The following is a 22,593-nucleotide window of genomic DNA, read 5'->3' on the forward strand; positions in this document are numbered from 1 at the left end:
ACGATGACGTACGATACCACACCACACGACGCACGCGCCGCGCGCCAGATGCCCGAGGACGACGCGGATCCGCGAGTCCGAGCCGACGGGGGCGAGCGCGGCGACGGGAAGCCGCCGGTCGTCGTGAAGGTGGGCGGCGCCCGCGCGGTCGATCCCGCGGGCGCGGTCGAGGACGTCGCGGACCTCGTCGCCGAGGGACGGGAGGTCGTCGTCGTCCACGGCGGCTCGACCGCCGTCGACGACACGCTCGAAGAACTCGGCGAGGAGCCCACCTACGTCGAGACGCCCGGCGGCGTCGTCGGGCGCTTCACCGACGAGCGCACGATGGAGGTGTTCACGATGGTGATGCCCGGTAAACTGAACACCGACCTCACCGTCACCCTGCGGAACGCGGGCGTCGACGCCGTCGGTCTCTCGGGCGTCGACGGCGGCCTGCTTTCGGGCCCGCGGAAGTCCGCGGTGCGCGTGATCGAGGACGGCAAGAAGAAGATCAAGCGCGGCGACCACTCGGGGAAGATCACCGACGTGAACGCCGACCTGCTCGAACTCTTGTTGAAAGAGGGCCACACGCCGGTCGTCACCGTGCCGATGCTGGCAGACGACGGCGTCGCGGTCAACGCCGACGCCGACCGGGCCGCCGCGGCCGTCGCGGGCGCGCTCGGGGCCGAACTGGTCGTCCTCACCGACGTCGCCGGCGTCTACCGCGACCCCGACGACGAATCGACGCTGATCGGGTCGGTCGCGACCCCGGCGGAATTCGACGCGCTAAAGGACGCTGCGGAAGGGTTTATGACCAAGAAAGTGATGGCAGCCAAAGAGGCGCTCGACGGCGGGGCGACGACCGTGATCGTCGCGGACGCGAACGCCGACGATCCGATCCTGGCCGCACTCGGCGGGACCGGCACCCACATCGAGGCGAGCGCGGTCGCAGACGGCGAGGAGGTGGACGGATGAGCGGCGGCTTCGTCTTCTCCGAGAAGCCGATCCAGATCGAGTCCGGCGAGGGCGCGTACCTCTACAGCCCCGACGGCACCGAGTACCTCGACTTCGGCGCCTCCTACGCCGTCGCCGCGCTCGGCCACGCCCACCCCGCGGTGACAGAGGCCGTCCAGGCGCAGGCCGAGAAACTGACCTACGTGCAGGCCTCCTACCCGGTCGAAGCGCGGACCGACCTCTACGAGAAACTGGCCGCGCTGGGGCCGGGCGACGCCGACAACGTCTGGCTCTGTAACTCCGGGACCGAGGCCAACGAGGCGGCGATGAAGTTCGCCCGCTCGGCGACGGGGCGCTCGAAGATCGTCGCGACGAAGCGCGGCTTCCACGGCCGGACGCTGGGGTCGCTCGCTTTGACCTGGAAGGACAAGTACAAGGCGCCGTTCGAGCCGCTTGCCGGCGGCGTGGAGTTCGTCCCCTACGGCGACAGCGAGGCCCTCGCCGAGGCGGTCGACGAGGAGACGGCGGCGCTCTTCTTGGAGCCGATCCAGGGCGAGGGCGGGATCCATCCCGCCTCCGCGGAATATCTCGAACGCGCCCGCGAGGTGACCGAGGACGCGGGCGCGGCGCTCGTCTTCGACGAGATCCAGACGGGCGTCGGCCGGACCGGCGACCTCTGGGCCTGCGAGGGCGTCGGCGTCGGCGTCGAGCCCGACATCCTCACCTCCGCGAAGGGGATCGCCAACGGGCTCCCGCTCGGCGCGACCCTCGTGCAGGACTGGATCGCCGAGGAGCCCGGCGACCACGGCTCGACGTTCTCCGGCGGGCCGGTCGTCGCCGCCGCGGCCAACGCGACCCTGGAGACGATCGTCGACGAAGACGTGCCCGGCAACGCCGCGCGCGTCGGCGAGTACCTCCGGAGCGAGATCGAGGCTGCGGTCGACGAACACGACCTCCCCGTCAGGGAGGTCCGCGGCGTCGGCCTGATGATCGGGATCCAGGTGAAGCGGGGGGCAAACCGCGTGCTGAAGAACCTCGCGCTCTCCGAGCAGGTGCTCGCGCTGCCGGCGGGCCGGACGGTCGTCCGGCTGCTCCCGCCGCTCACGATCGACGAGAGCCACGCCGACCAGTTCGTCGACTCGCTCGTGGAGGTGCTCGGATGAGCCTCGAACTCGATCCCGACGACCTCGACGAGATGGAGTCGAAGGCCGAACCGGCCGCGGCCGAATCCGATCCGACGGACGCCGACCCGACCGAGCTCGTCGAGTTCGACCCCGACAGCGTCGACGTCGCGGGCGACGGCGGCACGGCGTTCACCGCGACCGACCACGACGTCTTCGACGTCGAGCCGGGGCTCACCGAGGGGCTGAACGAGGCCCAGACCCTGCTCGCGGATCTGGTCTCGATCCCCTCGCCGTCCGGCCAGGAGGCCGCCGCGGCCGAGCGGCTGAAGGCGTTCTTCGAGGCCCACGACCGCGAGGTGTGGATCGACGAGGTCGGCAACGTGCGCGCGCCCGCCGACGACTCGGTCCTCCTGACCTCGCACATCGACACCGTGCCGGGCGACGTGCCCGTGCGGATCGAAAACGGCGTGCTCTGGGGTCGCGGGACCGTCGACGCGACCGGGCCGCTGGCGGCGATGGCCGTCGCGGCCGTCGAGACAGGCGTCTCCTTCGTCGGCGTCGTCCAGGAGGAGACCAGTTCCACCGGCGCGTGGCACCTCGTCGAGGACCGCGAGGCGCCCGAGGCGGTGATCAACGGCGAGCCCTCGGGCTGGGACGGCATCACCCTCGGGTACCGCGGCTTCCTCGCGGGCACGTACGTCTCGACGAGCGAACTCGGCCACTCCTCGCGCCCCGAGGACAACGCCATCCAGTCGGCGGTGAACTGGTGGTCCAGCGTCGCGGACTTCTTCGACGAGGACGAGTCCGACGGCGTCTTCGACACGGTGACGACAAAGCCCGTGAGCTTCGACGGCGGCCCGACGGAGGACGGCCTCGCGGTCGAGGCGACCGTCGACGTCCAGTTCCGCGTGCCCCCGAAGTTCACCATCGACGACATCCGGGAGGTCGCGGAGGGCGAACTCACCAGGGGAAGCGTCCACTGGGAAAAGCCCATCCCGCCCGTGATGACGAGCCCGCGCACCGAGGTCGGCCGCGCGTTCCGCGTCGCGATCCGCGGGGCCGGCGGCGAGCCGAGACTGCTCAGGAAGACCGGCACCAGCGACATGAACATCTACGCCGGCGCGTGGGACTGCCCGATGGCGACCTACGGCCCGGGTGACTCCGATCTGGATCACGCCCCGAACGAACACCTCGACCTCGCGGAGTACGACAGCTCGATCGACGTCCTCGTGGACGTCTGCGAGCGCCTGCAGGAGTGAGAGAGATGCTCGAAACCGACCACTTCCTCGACATCGACGACCTCGCGACGGACGAACTGCACGCGGTGCTGGACCGCGCCGCGGCGATCAAGGCCGGCGAGGACGACACCGAACTCCCGGACCACACCCTGGGGATGCTCTTCGAGAAGCCCAGTACCCGAACCAGAATCTCCTTCGAGACCGGGATGACGCAGTTGGGCGGCCACGCCATCTTCCTCGGCCCCGACGACATCCAACTGGGCCACGGCGAGCCGCTGTCGGACACCTCGCGGGTGCTCTCGCGGTACGTCGACGCCGTGATGGCGCGGCTGTTCGACCACGAGGACCTCCTGGAGATCGCCGAGTACTCGGACGTCCCCGTCGTCAACGGCCTCACCGACGACGCCCACCCGTGCCAGACGCTCGCGGACCTCCTGACGATCCAGGAGGCCTTCGGCGGCTTCGAGGACGTCCAGGCCGCCTGGGTCGGCGACGGCAACAACGTCGGCCAGTCGTTCGTGATCGGCGCGGCGATGGTCGGCCTGGACCTGACGGTCGCGACGCCCGACGGCTACGGGATGAGCGAGGACGTGCTCGACCAGGCCGAGGCGATCGGTCATCCGCCGACGGTCGTCGACGACCCCGCCGAGGCCGTCGCCGACGCCGACGTGGTCTACACCGACGTGTGGATCTCGATGGGCCAGGAGGACCAACGCGAGGAGAAGCTCGCGGCGTTCGAGGGCTATCAGGTGAACGAGGAACTGCTCTCGGACTCCGACGCGCAGGTGATGCACTGCCTGCCCGCCCACCGCGGTGAGGAGATCACTCACGACGTCCTCGAATCCGACCGCGCGCTCGTCTGGGACCAGGCCGAGAACCGCCTGCACGCCCAGAAGGGCCTGCTCGTCGAACTGCTGGACGCCTGAGGCCCGAGAGCGACCCGCGGAATCGCCCTCAGAGGTCGACCGAGCCTTTTAATCCGAGGAGGGCGGAGGAGTCACCGTGTCCACGACCGGCGAGTACGAGCGGTTCTTCCCCTACGAGGAACCGTACCCGAATCAGCGCTCGGCGATGGAAGAGATCGCCGCGGCGCTGGACGACGAGCGCGACGTCCTCCTTGAGGGCGCCCCCGGGACGGGAAAGACCCTCTCGGCGCTCGTGCCCGCGCTCGACTACGCGCGGCGGACCGACAAGACGGTCGTGATCACGACGAACGTCCACCAGCAGATGCGGCAGTTCGTCGAGGACGCCCGCGCGATCACCCGCGAGGAGCCCCTCCGCGCCGTGGTGTTCAAGGGCAAGTCCTCGATGTGCCACATCGACGTCGAGTACCAGGAGTGTCAGACCCTCCGCGACACCACCCGGACGCTCGTCGAGAAGGAAGAAGAGCGGGCGGAGCTCTCAGAGCAGGCGGAGGCGCTCTTGGACCGCATCCGCGAGGGGGCCGACGGCGCCGGCGAGGCCAGAAGCGCCGTCACCGACGAACTCGACGAGATCGAGTCCGAGCTCGAAGACCTCCGGGACGGGAACGTCTGCGAGCACTACTACAACAACCTCACCGGGTCGAACGACGAGTTCTTCGAGTGGCTCTTCGACGACGTCCGAACGCCCGAAGAGATCTACGAGTACGCCCACGAGCGGAAGCTCTGCGGGTACGAACTCCTCAAGGAGGGGATGGAGGCGGTCGATCTGGTCGTCTGCAACTACCACCACCTCTTGGATCCGAACATCCGCGAGCAGTTCTTCCGCTGGCTCGGCCGCGAGCCCGAGGAGGTCGTGACCGTCTTCGACGAGGCCCACAACATCGAGTCGGCCGCCAGAGACCACGCGAGTCGGACGCTGACCGAGAACACCTTGGAAGAAGCGCTCGCGGAACTGGAAGACGCCGACGACTCCCGCGCGGCGCCCGCCGAGAACGTCCTCTCGGCGTTCCTGGGCGCGCTGCGGGAGACCTACGACGACGCGTTCGGCTTCGGCGAGCGCGAGCAGGTCTGCGACGACTGGTACGACCTCTCGATCGCCAACGCAGATCGGCGGGACGACCTGACGCTTTCCTTCCTGGACCGCTACGAAGGTCGCGGCATCGACGCGGAGGTCGACCTGGCGCTCCAGCTCGGCCGCGCGCTCGACCGGGAGTACGAGGAGGCCTACCGCGAGGGGGAGGCGACGACGCGCTCGGAGTGCCAGACCCTCCAGGCCGCGGAGTTCATTGCCGCGTGGATGGCCGACGGCGCGAAGCTCGGACAGCACCCGATGTGCTCGGTGCGCCGCGACGCCGGCACCGACGAGATCTACGGCCGCGCGGAGCTGTACACCTGCATCCCCCGCGAGGTGACCGAAGCGCTGTTCGAGGAGGTCCACGCGAGCATCCTGATGTCGGCGACGCTCCGACCGTTCGACGTCGCCGAGGACGTCCTGGGCCTGTCGGATCCGGCGACGATGGCCTACGGGCTCGAATACCCCGAGGAGCGCCGCCGGACGCTCGCGGTCGAGGCACCGGCGCTCTTCAGCTCCGAGCGGAACGACCCCGAGACCCAGTCGGCCGTCGCCGACGTCCTGGCGGATGCGACGCGCTTTACGCCCGGGAACGCGCTCTTCTTCTTTCCCTCCTACGCCGAGGCCGAGCGCTACCACGACCGCCTGCGGTCGCGCGAAGACGTGACGACGCGAGTCCTGCTCGACGGCTCCGACGTCGACACGGAATCGCTCCGCCGGGAGTTCGTCGGGAGCGACGACGCCGCGCTGTTCACCTCGCTGTGGGGCACCCTCGCCGAGGGCGTGAGCTTCGACGGCGACGACGCCCGGACCGTCGCGGTCGTCGGCGTGCCGTATCCACACTTATCCGAGCGGATGGAAGCGATCCAACACGCCTATAACCGCGCCTACGACGACCGCGAGTCGGCGGGCTGGCGCTACGCGGTCGAGATCCCGACGATCCGGAAGACCCGACAGGCGCTCGGGCGCGTGATCCGCTCGCCCGAGGACTTCGGCGTCCGACTGCTCGTAGACAAGCGCTACACCCAGCGGAGCGCGGACATGGGGAAGTACGGCGTCCGCGACAGCTTCCCGCCCGGAGAGCGGGCCGAACTGCTCGACGTGGCCCCCGAGAAACTGAAGTTCGCGATGCTGAACTTCTACGCCGACCTCGACGCCTACGACGGGGAGCCGCCGGCGCCCTGAGGCGAGATGGGCGTTTGCGAGGAGGAAACAGGAACGAAACCCGAGACGGTGCCCGGAAACGGCCGAACGGCTCATACCGCTGCAAGCCAACTAGGTCTCGATGCCTCCGATGCGAACCCAGCCGCCGGGACCCGCCGGCGTGCCCGTGTTCGGCAACAGCCGGCAGTACGCCCGCGACCCCTTCGCCTTCCTCACGAGCGTCACCGAGGCCTACGGCGACGTCGTCCGGTTCGACCTCGGCCCGCTTGAGACGTACCTCCTCACCAACCCCGCGGACATCGAGCGAGTGCTCGTCTCCGAGGCGTCGAAGTTCGGCAAGACCGACGTCGAGAACGACGCCATCGGCACGCTGCTCGGCGACGGCCTCCTCCTGAGCGAGGGCGAGACCTGGCAGAGACAGCGGCAGTTGGCCCAGCCGGCATTCAGCCCGCAGCGGGTCGCCAGCCTGGGCGAGGTGATCGTCCGCAACGCCCGCGAGATGCTCGACGACTGGGAGGCCGGCGAGGTCCGCGACATTCAGTTGGAAATGGCGCGGGTGACCGTCAGGGTCATCGTCGAGGCGATGTTCGGCGCCCAACTCTCCGAGGACCAGACCGAGACGATTCAGGAGCACCTCGAACCGCTCGGCCGGCGCTTCGAGCCCGATCCGATCCGCGCCGTCGTCCCCGAGTGGGCGCCGACGCGAGAGAACCGGGAGTACCACCGCTCGGTTCGGGCCCTTGAGGCGATCATCGACGACCTCGTCGCCGAGCGCCGCGGGACCGAACGCGACGCGTCAGTCGACCCAGCGGCCGAGGCGGTCGGCGACGAGGGGCAGCCGATGGACCTGCTGTCGATCCTGCTCAGGGCGCGCGATCGCGGCGAGCAGAGTGACGAACAGCTCCGCGACGAGCTGATGACGATGCTGCTCGCCGGCCACGACACCACGGCGCTGGCGCTGACCTACGCGTGGTACCTCCTGTCGGAACACCCCGAGGCGGCGGCGCGAGTCCACGACGAACTGGAGGCGGTCTGCGGCGGCGACCCGCCGACGGCGGCCGACGCGCGGGAGCTCGACTACCTCGAACGCGTGCTCCAGGAGTCGATGCGGCTGTATCCGCCCGTCTACGCGCTGTTCCGCGAACCGAAGGTCGACGTCCGGCTGGGCGGCTACCGGATCCCGAAGGGGTCGGCGCTGATGCTGTCCCAGTGGGCCGTCCACCGCTCGGGGCGGTGGTATCGGAACCCCGAGGCGTTCGACCCCGACCGCTGGCTCCCCGAGCGCCGGAACGAACGCCCGCGGTTCGCGTACTTCCCGTTCGGGGGCGGTCCGCGCCACTGCATCGGCAAGCACCTCTCGCTGTTGGAGGCGAAGCTGATCCTCGGGACCGTCGCCCAGGAGTACGAACTGGACTACGTCCGCGACGAGCCCTTCGAGCTCCGCGGGTCGCTGACGATGCACCCCGACGAGCCGATGGGGATGCGGATCCGGCCCCGGACGGAGTGAGGCGGGCCACCGAACCGCTTACGGGAAGTCACCGCAGCGGGAGCCGCGCCGCGTCCTCGCGATGCCGCGAGTCCCAGATCCGGAGTTCGTCGGCGGTCCAGGCGATCGGATCGATCTCGCGACGTCGAACGAGGTCGCGGGCGTCCTCGACGCTCCCGCCGCGCGCGAGGGTGACGTGCGGGACGTAGTCGTCGCCCTCGATTTCCTCGACGGTTCCGAAAGCCTCGCAGAGCCGACGGTGCAGCGCGTGGAGTCCGGGGCTCTCGACGGCGAGATAGACCACCGGCCCGGTGCCGCGCGGCGGGTCCGCGAAGCAGTCCAGCCCGGATATGCGGAGATCGATCGGCCCGGAGGCGGCATCCCGGAGTAGCGGGCGCAGTCGCTCGCGGAGCCGCGGGAGCGAGTGGGCGTCGGGGTCGAGGCCGGTGTCGAAGCGCTTGACGACGAGCGTGTGGCGGTCGCGGATCCGCTCGAAGCGCGTCAGCTCCGGATGGAGGTCGCCGGCGACGCGGGCGATCCGTCCGGGAACCGGGACGTTCAGACTGAACACGGATGGTATGGATCGCGGACGCGCAAGAAGCCGTCGGGTCGGTCGATCAGATCCGATCGAGGAGCCACAGGACGATCAGGACAATAACGAGTAGTCCCAGAAGGGGTTGTAGTGGTCCTAGGAGTAATCCAACGAAACTCTCGATTAGCTCCACGACGAGCAATAGGACAACAAGGACCAGCACGATCTTGAGGAGCGATTCGACCTCCAGTTCGGCGCGGTCGGCGTCGGGCAACGGAACACGCATAGGCGTCACATCGGCGGGGATAATCAAGTGTCTTCGGATGGTTGCGGTCGAATTTAGCGGAATTTAGCCGCTGCGGTCGAGCGTAACGATAGTAATCCAGATATTTTCAAAATAGGTAATTTATCGTACTATTCTTTAGTCGTTACTACGGCCGCTATTAGGCATTTTCAGCGACTAAATCGTATATGACGAGATTAGAAAACAGGCAGCTATGATATCTGTTTAGATTACTATTTTGAGCATAGAATTGGAATCGGTACCCCGACCGAGCGCGGCCACGGGGTCCGGATCGGCGTTATTCGTCCGCTTCGTCGACAGCCTGGAACCGACGGCCGTCGGGGTCGCGGAAGTTGCAGATCGTCCGGCCGGTCTTCTCGACGTAGTAGGGATCGACGACGCGCTCGACGCCCGCGTCGCGGAGTTCGTCGGCGAGCTGTTCGACGTCGTCGTGAGCGAAGGCGATGTGGTTGATGCCGGGGACCTCCTCGCCCTCGACGGTGTGGATCTCGAAGATCGGCCCGTCGCCGTCGGCGGGTTCGAGCTCGTAGGAGGTACCGTGGTGCTCCGTCTGACGCAGTTCCTCGTAGCCGAGCTTCTTCAGGAACTCCGCCATCTCGTCTGCGTCACTCGCCTCTATCTCGATGTGGTCGATTTTTCCAAGCACGCTCTTCTATTGAGGATAGTAGTATAAATAAATTCTTCAATTAGCGAATTTTTTATATACTATTTTGGAGTCGCATCGGAAACCAATCCGTCGAACGGACAGCGTGCGCGCGCCAACGGCTCACGACGTGTCCGCGTGGGCGATGTTGAGTTCGAGTTCGTTGACGAAGCTCAGGAGCGTCGCTCGGACCTCCTCGTCCAGCGGATCGCCCTTCATCCGGTGGTAGGGACCGGTGACCGAGCACGCGCCGATGACCTCGTCGTCGGGGACGAGCGGCGCCGCGATCGCCACGAGCCCCTCCACGCTCTCGCCGATGTTGTACGCGTAGCCGCGCTCTCGGACCGCCGCGAGTTCGTCGAGCAGGTCGTCGACGTCGGTGATGGTGTTGTCGGTGACGCTGGGGAGCGGCCCGCCGTCGAACAGCCGCTCGATCTCCTCGCGGGAGTGCCGCGAGAGGAGGCACTTGCCCGCGGCGGTTTCGTGGGGGTAAAGCCGTTTGCCGACTCTGGTGCGGGTCGGAACCCCCCGGCTCCCCGCCTCCCGAAAGAGCGTGATCGTGCGGTCGTTTTCGAGGACGGTGTAGATGCTCGTCTCGTTGGTCTCCAACGCGAGCTCCCGCATCTTCTGTTTGATGATCCGCGAGCCGGGGTGGTCGTATCGGATTCGCCCGCCGATGTCGAGAAAGCGCAGCCCGAGCCGATACTGCCCGTCTTCCCGTACGACGAAGCCGTTCTGCTGGAGCGTCTTCAGGTGCTTGTACGCGCCGCCCTTCGAGAGACCGGCGTGCGCCGCGATCTCGGTCACGCTCGCGAGGCCGAGGTCCTCCATCGCGGCGATGACTTCGTGGGAGGTCTCCACCGACTTGATCGTCGGCGTCCCCTTCGGCGGACCCGCATTCGGTTCCGACTGGTCCATATCCCCCGTTGTCGAGCGCATCGCTTAACTCTTTGTGAGAAACGGATTAGAAAAATCGTTTCTGAAGAAGAAACCTAATTTATTCGAGGGGAGGTCCAAGATCGGCTGGATACAGTCAGTATAGACATCGGATCGGGTTCGAGTACAGCCCTCAAACGCTAATATACACTTGGCTTTGCTGAATTGCTCTCATCGGCGGTCGCGTCTCGTCACAGAAGCACCGTAGAAATCTGCGAATATTGGTTTGCGAGAGGGAAACACGAGAAAATGAATCGATAACGCCCGAATCGGGCCACCCAAACCGGAAGGCACAGTTTCGGAGATCGTCCGACAGACGGTCGATTGACCCGATATTTGCCCGTCCGAAGGGTAACATATGTACGGATGTTATATTTTGGTGCCTTCTATCCCTATATATCAAGCGCACGCCTCCACCACCAAGAGCCGGATATACCGATTATCTGCTTCGATATGCCTAAATATAAATTTTCGTAGTTATATTTTATTCTTATAATATATTCGCTAATTAGATTCGATTCTTTCTCTTATTGCGCTTAAAGTGGGTTTATTAGGGCATTTTACTTAATATATGCTACCTATATTAGTACTGTATTTTTGTTCTTTTTCGTTTTTAGTATTTATTATGTTATTAACTGCATTCTTGTCATTCAGACGATGCGAAGCGCGGCCGCGACAACCGAAGTATCGAGACGACCGCGCGGAACACCCTTAATGTGACACGTTCCCAATGGCCGATATGGCGAGCCTCTTCCGCGAACTGGGCCGGCTGTCCGCCCGTGGTCTCCCCGACTGGATCGCGCCCGCGACCGGCGTCGCCCTCATCGCCCTCGTCGTCTTCGCCCTCTTCGGGAGCGATCCGGCCACCGTCCTCGGTCTGGTCGTCCTCGCGCTCGCGGCCGCGACGGTGTACAGCGCGGTCGAGATCGTCGACGCCTACGACAAGGAGGCGCTGACGGTCTTCGGCGAGTACCGAAAGCTGCTCGAACCGGGCCTGAACGTGATCCCGCCGTTCGTCTCGCGGACGTATCCCTTCGATATGCGGACCCAGACGATCGACGTCCCGAAGCAGGAGGCGATCACCCGCGACAACTCCCCCGTGACCGCCGACGCCGTCGTCTACATCCGCGTGATGGACGCCAAGCGGGCCTTCCTGGAGGTCGACGACTACCAGCGCGCGGTCTCGAACCTCGCACAGACCACGCTCCGGGCGGTGCTCGGCGATATGGAACTCGACGAGACCCTATCTGAAAGAGAGAAGATCAACCGCCGCATCAACGAGGAGCTCGACGAGCCCACAGACGAGTGGGGCATCCGCGTCGAGAGCGTCGAGGTCCGGGCGGTCAAGCCCAGCCGGGACGTCGAGGACGCGATGGAAGAACAAACCTCCGCCGAGCGCCGCCGCCGGGCGATGATCCTCGAAGCCCAGGGCGAGCGGCGCTCGGCGATCGAGACCGCCCAGGGCGAACAGCAGGCGAACGTCATCAGCGCCCAGGGCGAAAAGCAGGCCTCGGTCCTCCGCGCGCAGGGGGACGCGGTCGCGACCGTGTTGCGGGCGCGGGCCGCCGAGTCGATGGGCGAGCGGGCGATCGTCGACCGGGGGTTGGAGACGCTGACGTCGATCGGGACGTCGCCGTCGACGACCTACGTCCTGCCGCAGGAGCTCACCAGCCTCCTGGGTCGCTACGGCCGCCGGCTGACCGACTCCGACCTCCAGGAGTCGGCCGGCCTAGAGAGTCTCGACTTCGACGCGGAGACCCGCGAACTGCTCGGCCTCGACGAGGTGGAGGCGATCGTCGACTCCGTCGACGAGATCGAGGCCGCCGAGGGCGTCGACGACCTCCCCGAACGGGGTGCGGAGGCGTCCGACACCGACGTCGACCTGAACGTCGACGGCGCGTACGAGACGCAGTGAGAGTACTCACGATGAGACGCATGGCCGCCGCGACCGTCCGCCGTGCGTCCGAGAGACCGCCCGAATAATCGTTAACATTATCCCACGCCCGGCGCATAATTGAGATATGAGCCACGAACGCGGACCGGCCGCCCCACGCGGCGAGGCGACGCCACCGACGCCGGAGCACCGGATTCTGAACCGGGTGAAACGACACTTCCTCGAGTGGGCCGATCGGTACGTCGAGATGCGCGTCCGCGCGATCGAGAAGTAGGCTCGCTCTCACCGTCGGGACCGGCCCGACAGCGTAGCGGATTCTCTCGTCGGAGACCCTGATCCGACGACGGATTTTCTGTGCTTCCAGTCGAAGGTACGGCTACCCGTTCGGGGTCGGCGAGGCGACGTTACTCCAGTTCGCCGTCGCCGCGGACCGTGAGCACCGGCACGGGCGAGTGGCGCACGACGCGCTCCGTGACGCTGCCGACGAGGTAGCGGTCGAGACCGGAGCGCCCGTGGGTCCCCATCACGACGACGTCGGCGCCCAGTTCGTCGACTAAGTCGAGGATCTCGTCCTGCGGGATGCCGGTCGCGACCGTCCGTTCGACCGCGACGGCGTCGGGGAGCCGCGCGACCGTCTCCGCGATCGAGGCCTCGGCGCGGTCGTGTTCTGCGTCCTCCCAGACCTCGGGGGCGAGCCCGCTGCTCGGGCTCTCGAAGCGGTTCCGGCTGTCGGCGATCGAGACGACGTGGACGGTCGCCTCGGACGTCTCCGCGAGCGTTCCGGCGTGCGTCGCCGCCGCGAGCGACGCCTCGCTTCCGTCGGTCGGAAGCAGGATCGTCTCGTAGGGGCCGGCCATCTCAGGCGACCCCCGCGGCCATCAGGAAGAGCGCGACCGAGATGATCGCAAAGAGCACGCCGACGAAGCCCTTGATCGTCGACGTCTCGAGCGCGTTCGAGACGTAGGGGGCGATCTGGCCGCCGGTGACCGTCGCCGGGACCGTGAAGACGACCATATTCCACGGCGTCGACGCCAGGCTGAGCGAGTGGCCACCGACGAGCCCGCCGCCGAAGACGTGGACGAGCGACGCGAGGATCGCCGTCAGCGCGACCACGATGTGGTTCGTGCCGATGGCGACGCGGACCGGCACCTTGGTGCCGAGCATCGAGATGATGCCGAGTTCGCCGGCGCCGAACCCGGCCAGCCCCTGGAACGTCCCGCCGATGCTGTAGTTGGCGAACCGCCGGAGGTAGCCGCCGCGGGTGTAGCGGTAGTCGTCGCCCTCGCGGTCGACGCGGGTGACGTTGCCCTCCTCGTCGGTGTCGACGCCGGCGGGGCCGAGCTTGTCCGCGTCGTTCGGCAGGTCGGCCTGGCCGCCGTCGACCGCCGCGTCGGGGTCGACCTCGCCGTCGACGTCCGCGGCCGCGTCGGCGTCGTCGGACTCGCCGGCGTCGTGGTCCAGGTCGGTCTTGAACAGGAGGTACGACGCCGTGAGCAACGCGATCCCCAGCAGCGCGTGGAATACCGGCTCGGGGACGATGAACGACAGCAGCGCCCCGCCGACGACGAAGGGGACCGCGCCGCCGACGATGGTGAGCGCCAGCCGGCGGTCGACGAGGCCGTACTGGATGAACGCGATCGACGAACTCGACAGGCCGAACGCCTCGCTGATCAGCCCGACCTTGACGATCGTCTCGGGCTCCAGCGGCGCGGCGACCAGCGGGTACAGGAAGATCAGGAACGGCACGAACAGCGCCGAGCCGCTGATCCCGACGGTGTTGACGATCGTCGCGCCGGTCAGGAACACCGGGAACAGCCACCAGAACTGGAGCCAGTAGTCGGTCCCGGCGTCCGCCGGCGTCGGCGCGGCGAAGAACACGCCGACGACGAAGACGAGCGGCGCGAGGAACACGAACACGTGCTGGTACCGGAGGAACGATCGCTGGACGCGGTCGTATGAGACAGAACTCATTGGTATTTGAACTTAGTTGGCGGTCGGGCGCTCGATCGTCCGGCCGGAAGAACGAGCGCGGGGCGACCGGGCGATCGAGACGGCGGCATACTCACGAACTGTGGCGACGGCGAGGGGCGCGTCCGGTGCGGGCGACGACCGACAGGTGCGGCGGGACATCTACGTGATCCCCCCGCGGGTATCGCGACGGAAGTGCTGGCCGACACCGCGGCGCGCCGAATCCTGACTCATCGTAGCCGCCCGGTAGCAACGACCGAGGAATAAATCTTGAGGTTCGGGGACGTCCGTGCGAGTGCGTACCGCGGCGGCGTCGGGGGAATCGGCCCGGGAGGCCACGTAGTCGCGGGCGCGCTCAGTCCTCATCGGCGTCTTCACGCCCCGGCGTGACATCGACTGGCTCGTCGCCCGCGGGCACGCCGTCGACGGGGTCCTCCGCGGGGACTGGGTCCAGCGGGTCGTCGCCGGGGTCGACGCCCTCGTCCGGTTCGTCGTCGACGATTCCGAACTCCTGGCGGAGGTCGCGGATGCGGTCGCGGATGTCCGCGGCCAACTCGAATTCGAGGTTGTCGGCCGCCTCCTGCATCCGCTCTTCGAGGTAGGCGATCCGCTCGCGGGCTTCCTCTTCGTCTCCGGGATCCTCGTCCGGCGAGGCCGACCCGCTGCCGCCGCTGCCGGGGAGGTTCGCCTCGCCGATTTCCTTTTCGATCGTCTGCGGCTCGAATCCGTGTTCCTCGTTGTACTCCCGCTGGATCCGCCGGCGGCGACGCGTCTCCTCGATCGCCGACTCCATCGCGTCGGTCGTGTCGTCGGCATAGAGGACGACCTGGCCCTCGACGTTCCGCGCCGCCCGGCCCATCGTCTGGACGAGCGTCGTCTCCGAGCGGAGGAAGCCCTCCTGGTCGGCGTCGAGGATGGCGACAAGCGAGACCTCGGGGATGTCCAGCCCCTCCCGCAGGAGATTGATGCCGACGAGCACGTCGATGTTTCCGAGCCGCAGGTCCCGCACCAGCTCGTGGCGCTCCAGCGTGTCGGTCTCGTCGTGCATGTACGCGACGTCGACGCCCGACTCTTCGAGGAACTCCGTGAGGTCCTCGGCCATCCGCTTCGTGAGCGTCGTGACGAGCACGCGCTCGTCGCGCTCGATCCGTTCGTCGATGCGGTCCATCAGGTCGTCGACCTGACCGGTGGCGTCTTCGACCTCGATCTCGGGGTCGACCAAGTGGGTCGGCCGGACGATCTGCTCGACGATCTGCTCGGAGTGCTCGCGCTCGTAGTCGCCGGGCGTCGCCGAGACGTACAGCGTCCGGTCGGTCTTCTCCTCGAACTCCTCGAAGGTGAGCGGGCGGTTGTCGTAGGCGGTGGGGAGCCGGAAGCCGTTCTCGACCAGGGAGTCCTTCCGGGACTTGTCGCCCGCGAACTGCCCGCGGATCTGGGGGAGCGTCTGGTGGGACTCGTCGACGACGGTGAGGAAGTCGTCGGGGAAGTAATCGAGGAGGGTGTAGGGCGGCTCGCCGGACTCCCGGTCGGAGAGGTGGACCGAGTAGTTCTCGATGCCCGAGCAGTGGCCCGTCTCCCGGAGCATCTCGATGTCGAAGGTCGTGCGCTCCTCGATGCGCTGGGCGGCGACGAGGTCGCCCTGGCGCTCGAAGTAGCTCACGCGCTCGTGCATCAGCTCCTCGATCTCGTCGATCGCGTCCTCCAGTCGCTCGTCGGGGATCGAGTAGTGCTCGGCCGGGTGGACCAGGACGGCGGGCTCCTCGGAGACGACCTCGCCGTTCAGGGGATCGAGCTTCGTGAGGCGGTCGATCTCGTCGCCCCAGAACTCGATGCGGACGGCGTAGCGGCCGTACATCGGGTACACCTCGACGGTGTCGCCCCGGACGCGGAAGGTGCCCTGCTGGAAGTCGACGTCGTTGCGCTCGTAGTTCAGGTCCACCAGTTTGGAGAGGAGGTCGTCGCGGTCGAGCCGGTCGCCGCGCTCGATCCGGAGCGCCATCTCCGTGTAGTTCGCCGGGTCGCCGAGGCCGTAGATCGCCGAGACCGAGGCGACGACGATGACGTCGTCGCGGGTGAGGAGCGACCGCGTCGCCGAGTGGCGGAGCCGGTCGATCTCCTCGTTGATCGACATATCCTTGTCGATGTAGGTGTCGGTCTGCTCGACGTAGGCCTCCGGCTGGTAGTAGTCGTAGTAGGAGACGAAGTACTCGACCGCGTTGTCGGGGAACAGATTTCGGAACTCCTCGTACAGCTGCGCGGCGAGGGTCTTGTTGTGGGCGATCACCAGCGTGGGCTGTTGGAGCTCCTCGACGGCCCACGAGACGGTGTTGGTCTTCCCCGATCCCGTGACGCCGAGCAGGGTCTGCTTTGTCATCCCGGACTCGAAGCCCTCGACCAGCTGCTCGATGGCGTCGGGCTGGTCGCCCGCGGGATCGAACGGCGCGTCGACGCGGAACGCCCGCTCGGCTGCCGGCCTGTCGGGCGCGAGCGGACTCGATCCGGAGGTGTCGCTCATCGGGATTCGATAGGAGACACACGCACTTGAGGGGGTCGGTCCGGGCGGTTCCGACGAGCTAACTCAGGAAGAGCCGCCGGTCGGCGCGCTCGTGTTCGGCCGACAGCACGTCGACGAGCGGCGCGAACGGCGCCATCTCCGCGAGCGAGCGGCCGGCGCTGTCGTCGATGGCGGCCTCTATCGCCGGCGCGAGGTCGTCGAGGACGCCCTGGAGGTCCGTGTGGCTGATGCCGATCAGCCGCTGGGCCGCCTGGAGCAGGCCGGTGACGAACTCGTGGCAGGCGAGCAGGCACGCCTCGCGGACGGGGACGCCCTCGCGCGCCGCGACCGCGCCCAGGGCGACCGCGTAATTCCCGGGCGCGTCCGCGTCGTCCTCGCCGACGCGCGACGCGTAGGCGTCAAGCAGGTCGTCGTCGCCGACCTCGGTCTGGAGGGCGAGGAGCCGCTCGCCGGTCCGCTCGCTCGACTCGCGGAACTCCGCGGGCGTCGTCGTCGCCGTCAGCCGGCGGTCGGCCGCGACGACGCCCGCGAGGTCCCCGTCGGCGGCGGCCGCGTGGGCGTGCCGGAGCGCGACCAGGTCGCCGGGACCGATCTGTCGCCGGAGGTACGATGCGAGGAGCGCTCGGAGGTCGTCGGCGTCGTCGATCCGGTCGGCGGCCGCGAACTGCTCGACCGCGTAGGAGACGCTGTCGGTGCCGACCGGGAGCGCCGAGTCCGCGAGGCGGAACGCCGCGAGCGCAGGCTCACTCATCGGCGGCCTCCTCGATTTCGGCGTCGGTCGGCGAGTCGCGAGCGTGCGCGTGATCGTGGTCGCCGTGGCTGTGATCGTGCCCGTGAGCCCGATCGCCGTGACCGTGTTCGTGGTCGTGGCCGCGGCTCCCACCGTGACTGTGCCCGTGTCCGGCCTCGGCCCCCGAATGCGAGTGGTCCGGCGTCGCGATCGTGCCGGGCGCGTCGCCGTCGAACAGCGCGGGCGAGACGTCCTCGTAGCCGATTGAGGCCCCCGCGGGGAGGAGCGGTCGGATCTCGCCCTCCATCCGCTCGTGGTCCTCGGTGACGGGGAAGTACGCGCGCGGGCCGTCGACCGCGAGGTCCCAGTGGCGGTTGCCGGCCGCGTGGCCGAGCGCCAGCGCGTCGGTCAGGTCGGCGTCGACGGCGTCGGCGAGATCGACGACGAGCGCGGTCGTCGACGCCAGGGAGACGAGCACCGGCCGGCCCTCGTCGGTCGCGAGCACGTCGCCGTCCGCGAGCGTCTCGCCGACGACGATGCCGATGTCTTCCCCCGAATCGGTCTCGGTCCGGACGCGCGACCGGCGGCGCTCCTCGTCCGAGAGCGTCACCGAGAGCGCGGCGTCGGGGTCGGGCCGCACCTCGTCGCGGTGGCCGAGGTAGGTGTCGGCGAGCCGCATCAGTTCTTCCTCCGCGGCGGGACGTCCGCGCCGACGAGTTCGGTCCGGGCTTCGCTCCAGGCCGCCCGCAGCGACGCGACGACGGCGTCCGTGCGGTGGCCGAGCGCGCGGATCGCGACGCCGGCGTCGTTCGGGAGCGCGGTCGCGCCGGCCGCGACGTCGGTATCGGTCTCCGCGTCCGCGTCGGAATCGGCGACGGTACCGGAGGTCGAATCCGTCCCATCCGCGTCGACGGCCGCGGCGTGGAGCGCGTCGGCGAACGACGCCAGCGACGGCATCGCGTCGTCGGCAGCGAGATCCGGCGCGAGGACGAAGAGCGTGCCGTACACCGCGTACTCCCCGAGGACGCCCGGTTCGGTGGGGTCGCCCTCGGCGGGACAGAGGTGCGCGTCGTCGGCGACGAGGAGGCGACCCTCGCGGCGGGCCCGGAGCCGCGAGGCGAACCGATCGAAGGCGAAGCGCTCGCCGCGGGCGAGGCGGCCGGGGACGACGACCTCGCCGACGACGGCGCTGGCGCCGGGCGCGAGGTCGACCGAGAGCCGCTGGCAGTAGCGCGCGTCGGCGTGGAGGATCAGCGGCTCGGGGACGTACTCCAGGTGGCCGCCTTTGTCGACCTGGAGGTCGACCGCGACGCCGCCGTAGTTCGCGTCCATCGAGAGCACCTTCGTCGAGCTCCCGGTGGAGACGTGCGCGACGGCGCCCTCGCCCGCGCGGATCGACACGTCGTGGCGGTCGCCCTGGGCGATGCCGCCGGAGGGCGACTGGACGTAGACCGCCTCGCCGCGCGGATGGGGATCGTGTCCGAGGGTGCCCGAGACGTGGAACGGGACCCGCGCGTAGTCGCGGACGAGCCGCGTCGTCCCGTCGGTGACGGCGAAGGAGAGGTCCAGTTTCCCCGTTTTGCCCGGCGCGCCGACGCCGACCGAGGGGACCGTCTCGTCCGCGTAGGCCTCAAACGCCGGGTGGAGCGCCGCGTCGTCGCGGTCGGAGTCGGCGCCGGCCGGAGCGTCGCCCGTCGCGTCTTCGCGCCCCGCCGCCTCGCGGTCGTCGGCCTCGGCTGTCGTCTCGGCGGCCATCTACGCGAACAGCACTCCCTCGCGGACGTGGTCGAGGACGGCCTCGACCCCCTCGCCCGTCTTGCAGTTCGTCGTGACGAACGGCCCGTCGCGGACCGCCTCCGCGTCCGCCTTCATCGCGTCGAGGTCGGCGCCGACGTGGGGCGCGAGGTCCGTCTTGTTGATCACGAGCAGGTCGCACTCGACGACGCCGGGGCCGCGCTTGCGCGGGATGTCCTCGCCCTCGGCGACGCTGATGACGTATAGGGAGTAGTCCGCGAGTTCGGGGTTGAACGTCGCCGCGAGGTTGTCGCCGCCGCTCTCGACGAGGACGAGGTCGAGGTCCAGGTGGTCGGCGAGGAAGTCGTCGACCTGCGCGAGGTTCATCGAGGGATCCTCGCGGATGCCCGTGTGCGGGCAGGCGCCGGTCTCGACGCCCGCGACGAGGTCCTCGGGGACGATGCCCGCAAAGCGCTCGCGGAGCGCGTCGGCGTCCTCCTGGGTGAGGATGTCGTTGGCGATGACGCCGACGTCGAGGCCGCGCTCGCGGAGTTTCGGCACCAGTTCGCTCACGAGCGACGTCTTCCCCGAGCCGACGGGGCCGCCGATGCCGACGGTGGCGACGTCGCGGTGGGTGAGGCTCACGCGGCGTCACCTCCCGGGTCGGCGTCGGTAGCGTCGGTGGAGGAGTCAGTGGGGGAGTCGGCGTCGACGTCGCCGCCGCCCGCGGGTCGACCGCCGTCGGTGCTCGGATTGCGGACGGTGTCGCTCCGGATGGGGTCGTGGACCGTCACCAGCTTGGTCCCGTCGGGGAAGACCGGCTCGACCTGGATCCGGTCGATCATCGACGGCACGCCGTCCATCACGTCCTCCTGGCCCAGCAGTTGGGTCGCCTCCGCGCGGATCTCCGCGACGGTCCAGCCCTCGCGGGCGCGCTCGAACATCCAATCGGAGATGTACGCGATCGTCTCGGGGTGATTCAGCACGACGCCGCGCTCCTTGCGGCGGCGCGCGAGCTCTGCGACCATAAAGACCGTCAGCCGCTCTTCGTCCTTGGGTGTGAGATTCATTCTGTTCGACGCTCAGAGCATATACCGCTGGGTGAGTGGCAGTTCCTCGGCCGGCTCGCAGGTGACGACCTCGCCGTCGACCCGGACCTCGAAGGTCTCGGGGTCGATCTCGATCTCGTCGGGGCAGTAGTCGTTGTAGTGCATCGACGACTTCTCGACCGTCCGGGTTCCGGAGACGGGGACGACGTCGGTGGCGAGGTCGTACGCCTCGCCGACGCCCGCCTCGGCCGCGGCCGGGCTGACGAACGCCAGCGTGTTCTCCTGGACCGCCGAGCCCATCGCGCCGGCGCGGGGGCGCTGCTTGATCGGCTCGCAGGTCATCAGCGAGCCGTTCGCCTCGCCCATCTCGGAGTAGGCGGGGAAGCCGCCCTTGAACGTGATCTCGGGCTTGATGCCGAAGGAGGCGGGGTCCCAGACGACGAGATCCGCGAGCTTCCCGGGTTCGAGACTCCCGACGTAGTCGTCGATCCCCGCCGATATCGCGGGGTTGATCGTGTACTTCGCGAGGTAGCGCTTGATGCGGTGGTTGTCCGCGTCGCTGCCCTCGTCCTCGGGGAGCGGGCCGCGCTGGGACTTCATCTTCGAGGCCATCTGCCAGGTCCGACAGATCAGCTCCGCCATCCGCCCCATCGCCTGGGAGTCGGTGGTCATCATCGAGATGGCGCCCTCGTCGTGGAGGACGTCCTCGGCGGCGATGGTCTCCGCGCGGATCCGCGACTCCGCGAACGCGACGTCCTCGGGGACGTCGGGGCTCAGGTGGTGACACACCATCACCATGTCCAGGTGCTCGTCGAAGGTGTTGACCGTGTACGGGATCGAGGGGTTCGTCGAGGATGGGAGGACGTTCGAGTCGCCGATCGCGGCCATAATGTCGGGCGCGTGGCCGCCGCCGGCGCCCTCGATGTGGAAGAGGTGGATCGTCCGCCCGTCGATCGCGCCCTGGGTGTTCTCCAGGAAGCCCGCCTCGTTGAGAGTGTCTGTGTGCATACACACCTGGACGTCCTCCTCGTCGGCGACCGAGAGCGCGGTATCGATCGCCTTCGGGGTCGAGCCCCAGTCCTCGTGGAGCTTGAGCCCGCAGGCGCCGGCTTCGAGCTGCTCGCGGAGCGGCCCCGGTCGGGAGGCGTTGCCCTTCGCGTAGAAGCCGACGTTCACCGGCCACTCCTCGGCGGCGCGCAGGAATTGTTCCACGTTTCGCGGCCCGGGCGTGCAGGTGGTCGCGCCGCCGCCGTAGCCGCCGCCGAGCATCGTCGTGATCCCCGAGGCGAGCGCGTGTTCGACCAGCTGTCCGGAGTTGAAGTGGACGTGGATGTCGAGGCCGCCAGGGGTGACGATCTTCCCCTCCGCGGGGTAGGCGTCGGTGCCGGGGCCGACCACCATATCGACGCCGTCCATCGTTTCTGGGTTTCCTGCTTTCCCGATCCCGGCGATCTCGCCGTCGCGGATCCCGACGTCGGCGACGACGACGCCCTGGACCGGATCGAGGACGATCGCGTTCGTCAGCACCCAGTCGAGGGCGCCCTCCTCGTTCGTGACGCCCGGCGCCTGGCCCTGGCCGTCGCGGAGCGTCTTTCCGCCGCCGAAGACGGCCTCGTCGCCGGGCGTCCGGAGGTCGCGTTCGATCTCCAGGAACAGTTCGGTGTCGCCGAGGCGGACCTGCCCGCCCGTGGTCGGGCCGTAGAGATCGGCGTAGTCGCCGCGGTCGATCTCGCGCGTCACGACTCGTCGCCTCCCGTGTCGCCGAAGCCGGTCTCGCGAGCGCGGGCGACGGCCTCGTCTTCGCCCTCGGTCACGGTGCCGTCGACGAGGTCGTTCATCCCGACCGCGCGGCGCTTGCCGCCGATCTCGACCAACTCGACGGTCGTCCTGTCGCCCGGCTCGAAGCGCTTCGCCGTGCCCGCGGGGACGTTCAGGCGCTTGCCGAACGCCGCCCGGCGATCGAACTCCAGGGCCGCGTTGGCCTCGAAGAAGTGGAAGTGCGAGCCGACCTGGACGGGCCGGTCGCCCGTGTTCGCGACGTCGACGGTCGTCGTCTCGCGTCCCTCGTTGATCTCGACGGTGCCGTCGCCCGGCCGGACCTCGCCCGGCGTGACGCCGTCCTCAGCCACGGCGCATCACCCGCCGGGAGCGGGGCCGACGGCGCGGTTCCGTTCGTGTGTATCGCATCCAGTGGGCGTTGACCGCTATTTAATAAATACACGCGCTTAGATGAAAAATTCGCAGTTAGATAGCCCATCAGAAAATAAAATAAGCTTATTTGGTACAGAATATGGTATGTCTCATCCTTAATTCCCTATCCACGAGATAATTATGACAATCGTGTTATT

Annotated in this window: 22 protein-coding genes; 8 read left to right on the plus strand and 14 right to left on the minus strand. The window is 68.1% G+C overall.

What is annotated here, in order from left to right; all coding sequences use genetic code 11:
• Positions 1–3 precede the first annotated feature (3 nt).
• The 6 genes from OS889_RS01545 (at position 4) to OS889_RS01570 (ending at position 7,961) form a co-directional block, all read left to right on the plus strand.
• On the plus strand, positions 4–954 hold the full coding sequence (locus OS889_RS01545; RefSeq protein WP_372386723.1) for an acetylglutamate/acetylaminoadipate kinase: 951 nt from the start codon (positions 4–6) through the stop codon (positions 952–954).
• Positions 951–2,096: an aspartate aminotransferase family protein gene (locus tag OS889_RS01550; protein WP_372386724.1), complete on the plus strand. Its 1,146-nt coding sequence runs from the start codon at positions 951–953 to the stop codon at positions 2,094–2,096. Before OS889_RS01545 ends, OS889_RS01550 begins: the two co-directional genes overlap by 4 nt.
• Entirely contained in the window at positions 2,093–3,316 is a 1,224-nt protein-coding gene (locus OS889_RS01555; RefSeq protein ID WP_372386725.1) for a [LysW]-lysine hydrolase, read from the plus strand. The genes OS889_RS01550 and OS889_RS01555 overlap by 4 nt, the downstream gene beginning before the upstream one ends.
• A 5-nt stretch (positions 3,317–3,321) precedes the next feature.
• Positions 3,322–4,221: an ornithine carbamoyltransferase gene (argF, locus tag OS889_RS01560; RefSeq protein ID WP_372386726.1), complete on the plus strand. Its 900-nt coding sequence runs from the start codon at positions 3,322–3,324 to the stop codon at positions 4,219–4,221.
• A gap of 76 nt (positions 4,222–4,297) precedes the next feature.
• Positions 4,298–6,475 (plus strand): ATP-dependent DNA helicase, encoded by a 2,178-nt coding sequence (locus OS889_RS01565; RefSeq protein ID WP_372386727.1) that lies wholly within the window; start codon positions 4,298–4,300, stop codon positions 6,473–6,475.
• A 109-nt stretch (positions 6,476–6,584) separates the two neighbouring features.
• A complete protein-coding gene (locus tag OS889_RS01570; protein ID WP_372391505.1) occupies positions 6,585–7,961 on the plus strand; it encodes a cytochrome P450 in 1,377 nt (458 codons plus the stop codon).
• A 28-nt stretch (positions 7,962–7,989) separates the two neighbouring features.
• On the opposite strand, the gene OS889_RS01575 is transcribed toward OS889_RS01570, so the two are convergent.
• From OS889_RS01575 to OS889_RS01590, 4 genes are all read right to left on the minus strand, one after another.
• Complete coding sequence (locus OS889_RS01575; RefSeq protein ID WP_372386728.1) at positions 7,990–8,511, minus strand: 2'-5' RNA ligase family protein; 522 nt, start codon at positions 8,509–8,511, stop codon at positions 7,990–7,992.
• 46 nt (positions 8,512–8,557) lie between these two features.
• Complete coding sequence (locus OS889_RS01580) at positions 8,558–8,758, minus strand: DUF7554 family protein (protein ID WP_372386729.1); 201 nt, start codon at positions 8,756–8,758, stop codon at positions 8,558–8,560.
• Positions 8,759–9,053: 295 nt separating this feature from the next.
• Positions 9,054–9,422: a VOC family protein gene (locus OS889_RS01585; RefSeq protein WP_372386731.1), complete on the minus strand. Its 369-nt coding sequence runs from the start codon at positions 9,420–9,422 to the stop codon at positions 9,054–9,056.
• Positions 9,423–9,542: 120 nt separating this feature from the next.
• Positions 9,543–10,337: an IclR family transcriptional regulator gene (locus OS889_RS01590; RefSeq protein ID WP_372386732.1), complete on the minus strand. Its 795-nt coding sequence runs from the start codon at positions 10,335–10,337 to the stop codon at positions 9,543–9,545.
• 757 nt (positions 10,338–11,094) lie between these two features.
• On the opposite strand from OS889_RS01590, the gene OS889_RS01595 reads away from it, so the two are divergent.
• Together OS889_RS01595 and OS889_RS01600 are read left to right on the plus strand one after the other, a co-directional pair.
• Positions 11,095–12,270: an SPFH domain-containing protein gene (locus OS889_RS01595; protein WP_372386733.1), complete on the plus strand. Its 1,176-nt coding sequence runs from the start codon at positions 11,095–11,097 to the stop codon at positions 12,268–12,270.
• 106 nt (positions 12,271–12,376) lie between these two features.
• Complete coding sequence (locus OS889_RS01600; protein WP_372386734.1) at positions 12,377–12,523, plus strand: hypothetical protein; 147 nt, start codon at positions 12,377–12,379, stop codon at positions 12,521–12,523.
• 130 nt (positions 12,524–12,653) lie between these two features.
• Here the strand turns inward: OS889_RS01600 and OS889_RS01605 are convergent, their stop codons facing one another.
• The 10 genes from OS889_RS01605 to OS889_RS01650 all read right to left on the minus strand — a co-directional run bounded on the left by OS889_RS01605 (position 12,654) and on the right by OS889_RS01650 (position 22,374).
• On the minus strand, positions 12,654–13,106 hold the full coding sequence (locus OS889_RS01605) for a universal stress protein (RefSeq protein WP_372386735.1): 453 nt from the start codon (positions 13,104–13,106) through the stop codon (positions 12,654–12,656).
• A 1-nt stretch (position 13,107) separates the two neighbouring features.
• Positions 13,108–14,220: a sulfite exporter TauE/SafE family protein gene (locus OS889_RS01610; protein ID WP_372386736.1), complete on the minus strand. Its 1,113-nt coding sequence runs from the start codon at positions 14,218–14,220 to the stop codon at positions 13,108–13,110.
• Positions 14,221–14,572: 352 nt separating this feature from the next.
• A complete protein-coding gene (gene uvrB, locus OS889_RS01615; protein ID WP_372386737.1) occupies positions 14,573–16,732 on the minus strand; it encodes an excinuclease ABC subunit UvrB in 2,160 nt (719 codons plus the stop codon).
• A 58-nt stretch (positions 16,733–16,790) separates the two neighbouring features.
• Positions 16,791–17,483 (minus strand): urease accessory protein UreF, encoded by a 693-nt coding sequence (locus tag OS889_RS01620; RefSeq protein WP_372386738.1) that lies wholly within the window; start codon positions 17,481–17,483, stop codon positions 16,791–16,793.
• Positions 17,476–18,141 (minus strand): urease accessory protein UreE, encoded by a 666-nt coding sequence (locus OS889_RS01625; protein WP_372386739.1) that lies wholly within the window; start codon positions 18,139–18,141, stop codon positions 17,476–17,478. The genes OS889_RS01620 and OS889_RS01625 overlap by 8 nt, the downstream gene beginning before the upstream one ends.
• A complete protein-coding gene (locus OS889_RS01630; RefSeq protein WP_372386740.1) occupies positions 18,141–19,217 on the minus strand; it encodes an urease accessory protein UreD in 1,077 nt (358 codons plus the stop codon). The genes OS889_RS01625 and OS889_RS01630 overlap by 1 nt, the downstream gene beginning before the upstream one ends.
• Positions 19,218–19,841 (minus strand): urease accessory protein UreG, encoded by a 624-nt coding sequence (gene ureG / locus OS889_RS01635; RefSeq protein WP_372386741.1) that lies wholly within the window; start codon positions 19,839–19,841, stop codon positions 19,218–19,220.
• Positions 19,838–20,266, minus strand: a complete 429-nt coding sequence (locus OS889_RS01640; RefSeq protein WP_372386742.1) for an urease subunit gamma — start codon at positions 20,264–20,266, stop codon at positions 19,838–19,840. Before OS889_RS01640 ends, ureG begins: the two co-directional genes overlap by 4 nt.
• Positions 20,267–20,278: 12 nt before the next feature.
• Positions 20,279–21,985 carry an urease subunit alpha gene (ureC, locus tag OS889_RS01645; protein WP_372386743.1) on the minus strand — a complete coding sequence of 569 codons (1,707 nt, stop codon included), beginning with the start codon at positions 21,983–21,985 and terminating at the stop codon, positions 20,279–20,281.
• Entirely contained in the window at positions 21,982–22,374 is a 393-nt protein-coding gene (locus OS889_RS01650) for an urease subunit beta (protein ID WP_372386744.1), read from the minus strand. Before OS889_RS01650 ends, ureC begins: the two co-directional genes overlap by 4 nt.
• Positions 22,375–22,593: the final 219 nt, after the last annotated feature.

It is taken from the genome of Halobellus sp. MBLA0158 (assembly GCF_041477585.1).
Classification (GTDB): domain Archaea; phylum Halobacteriota; class Halobacteria; order Halobacteriales; family Haloferacaceae; genus Haloquadratum; species Haloquadratum rubicundus.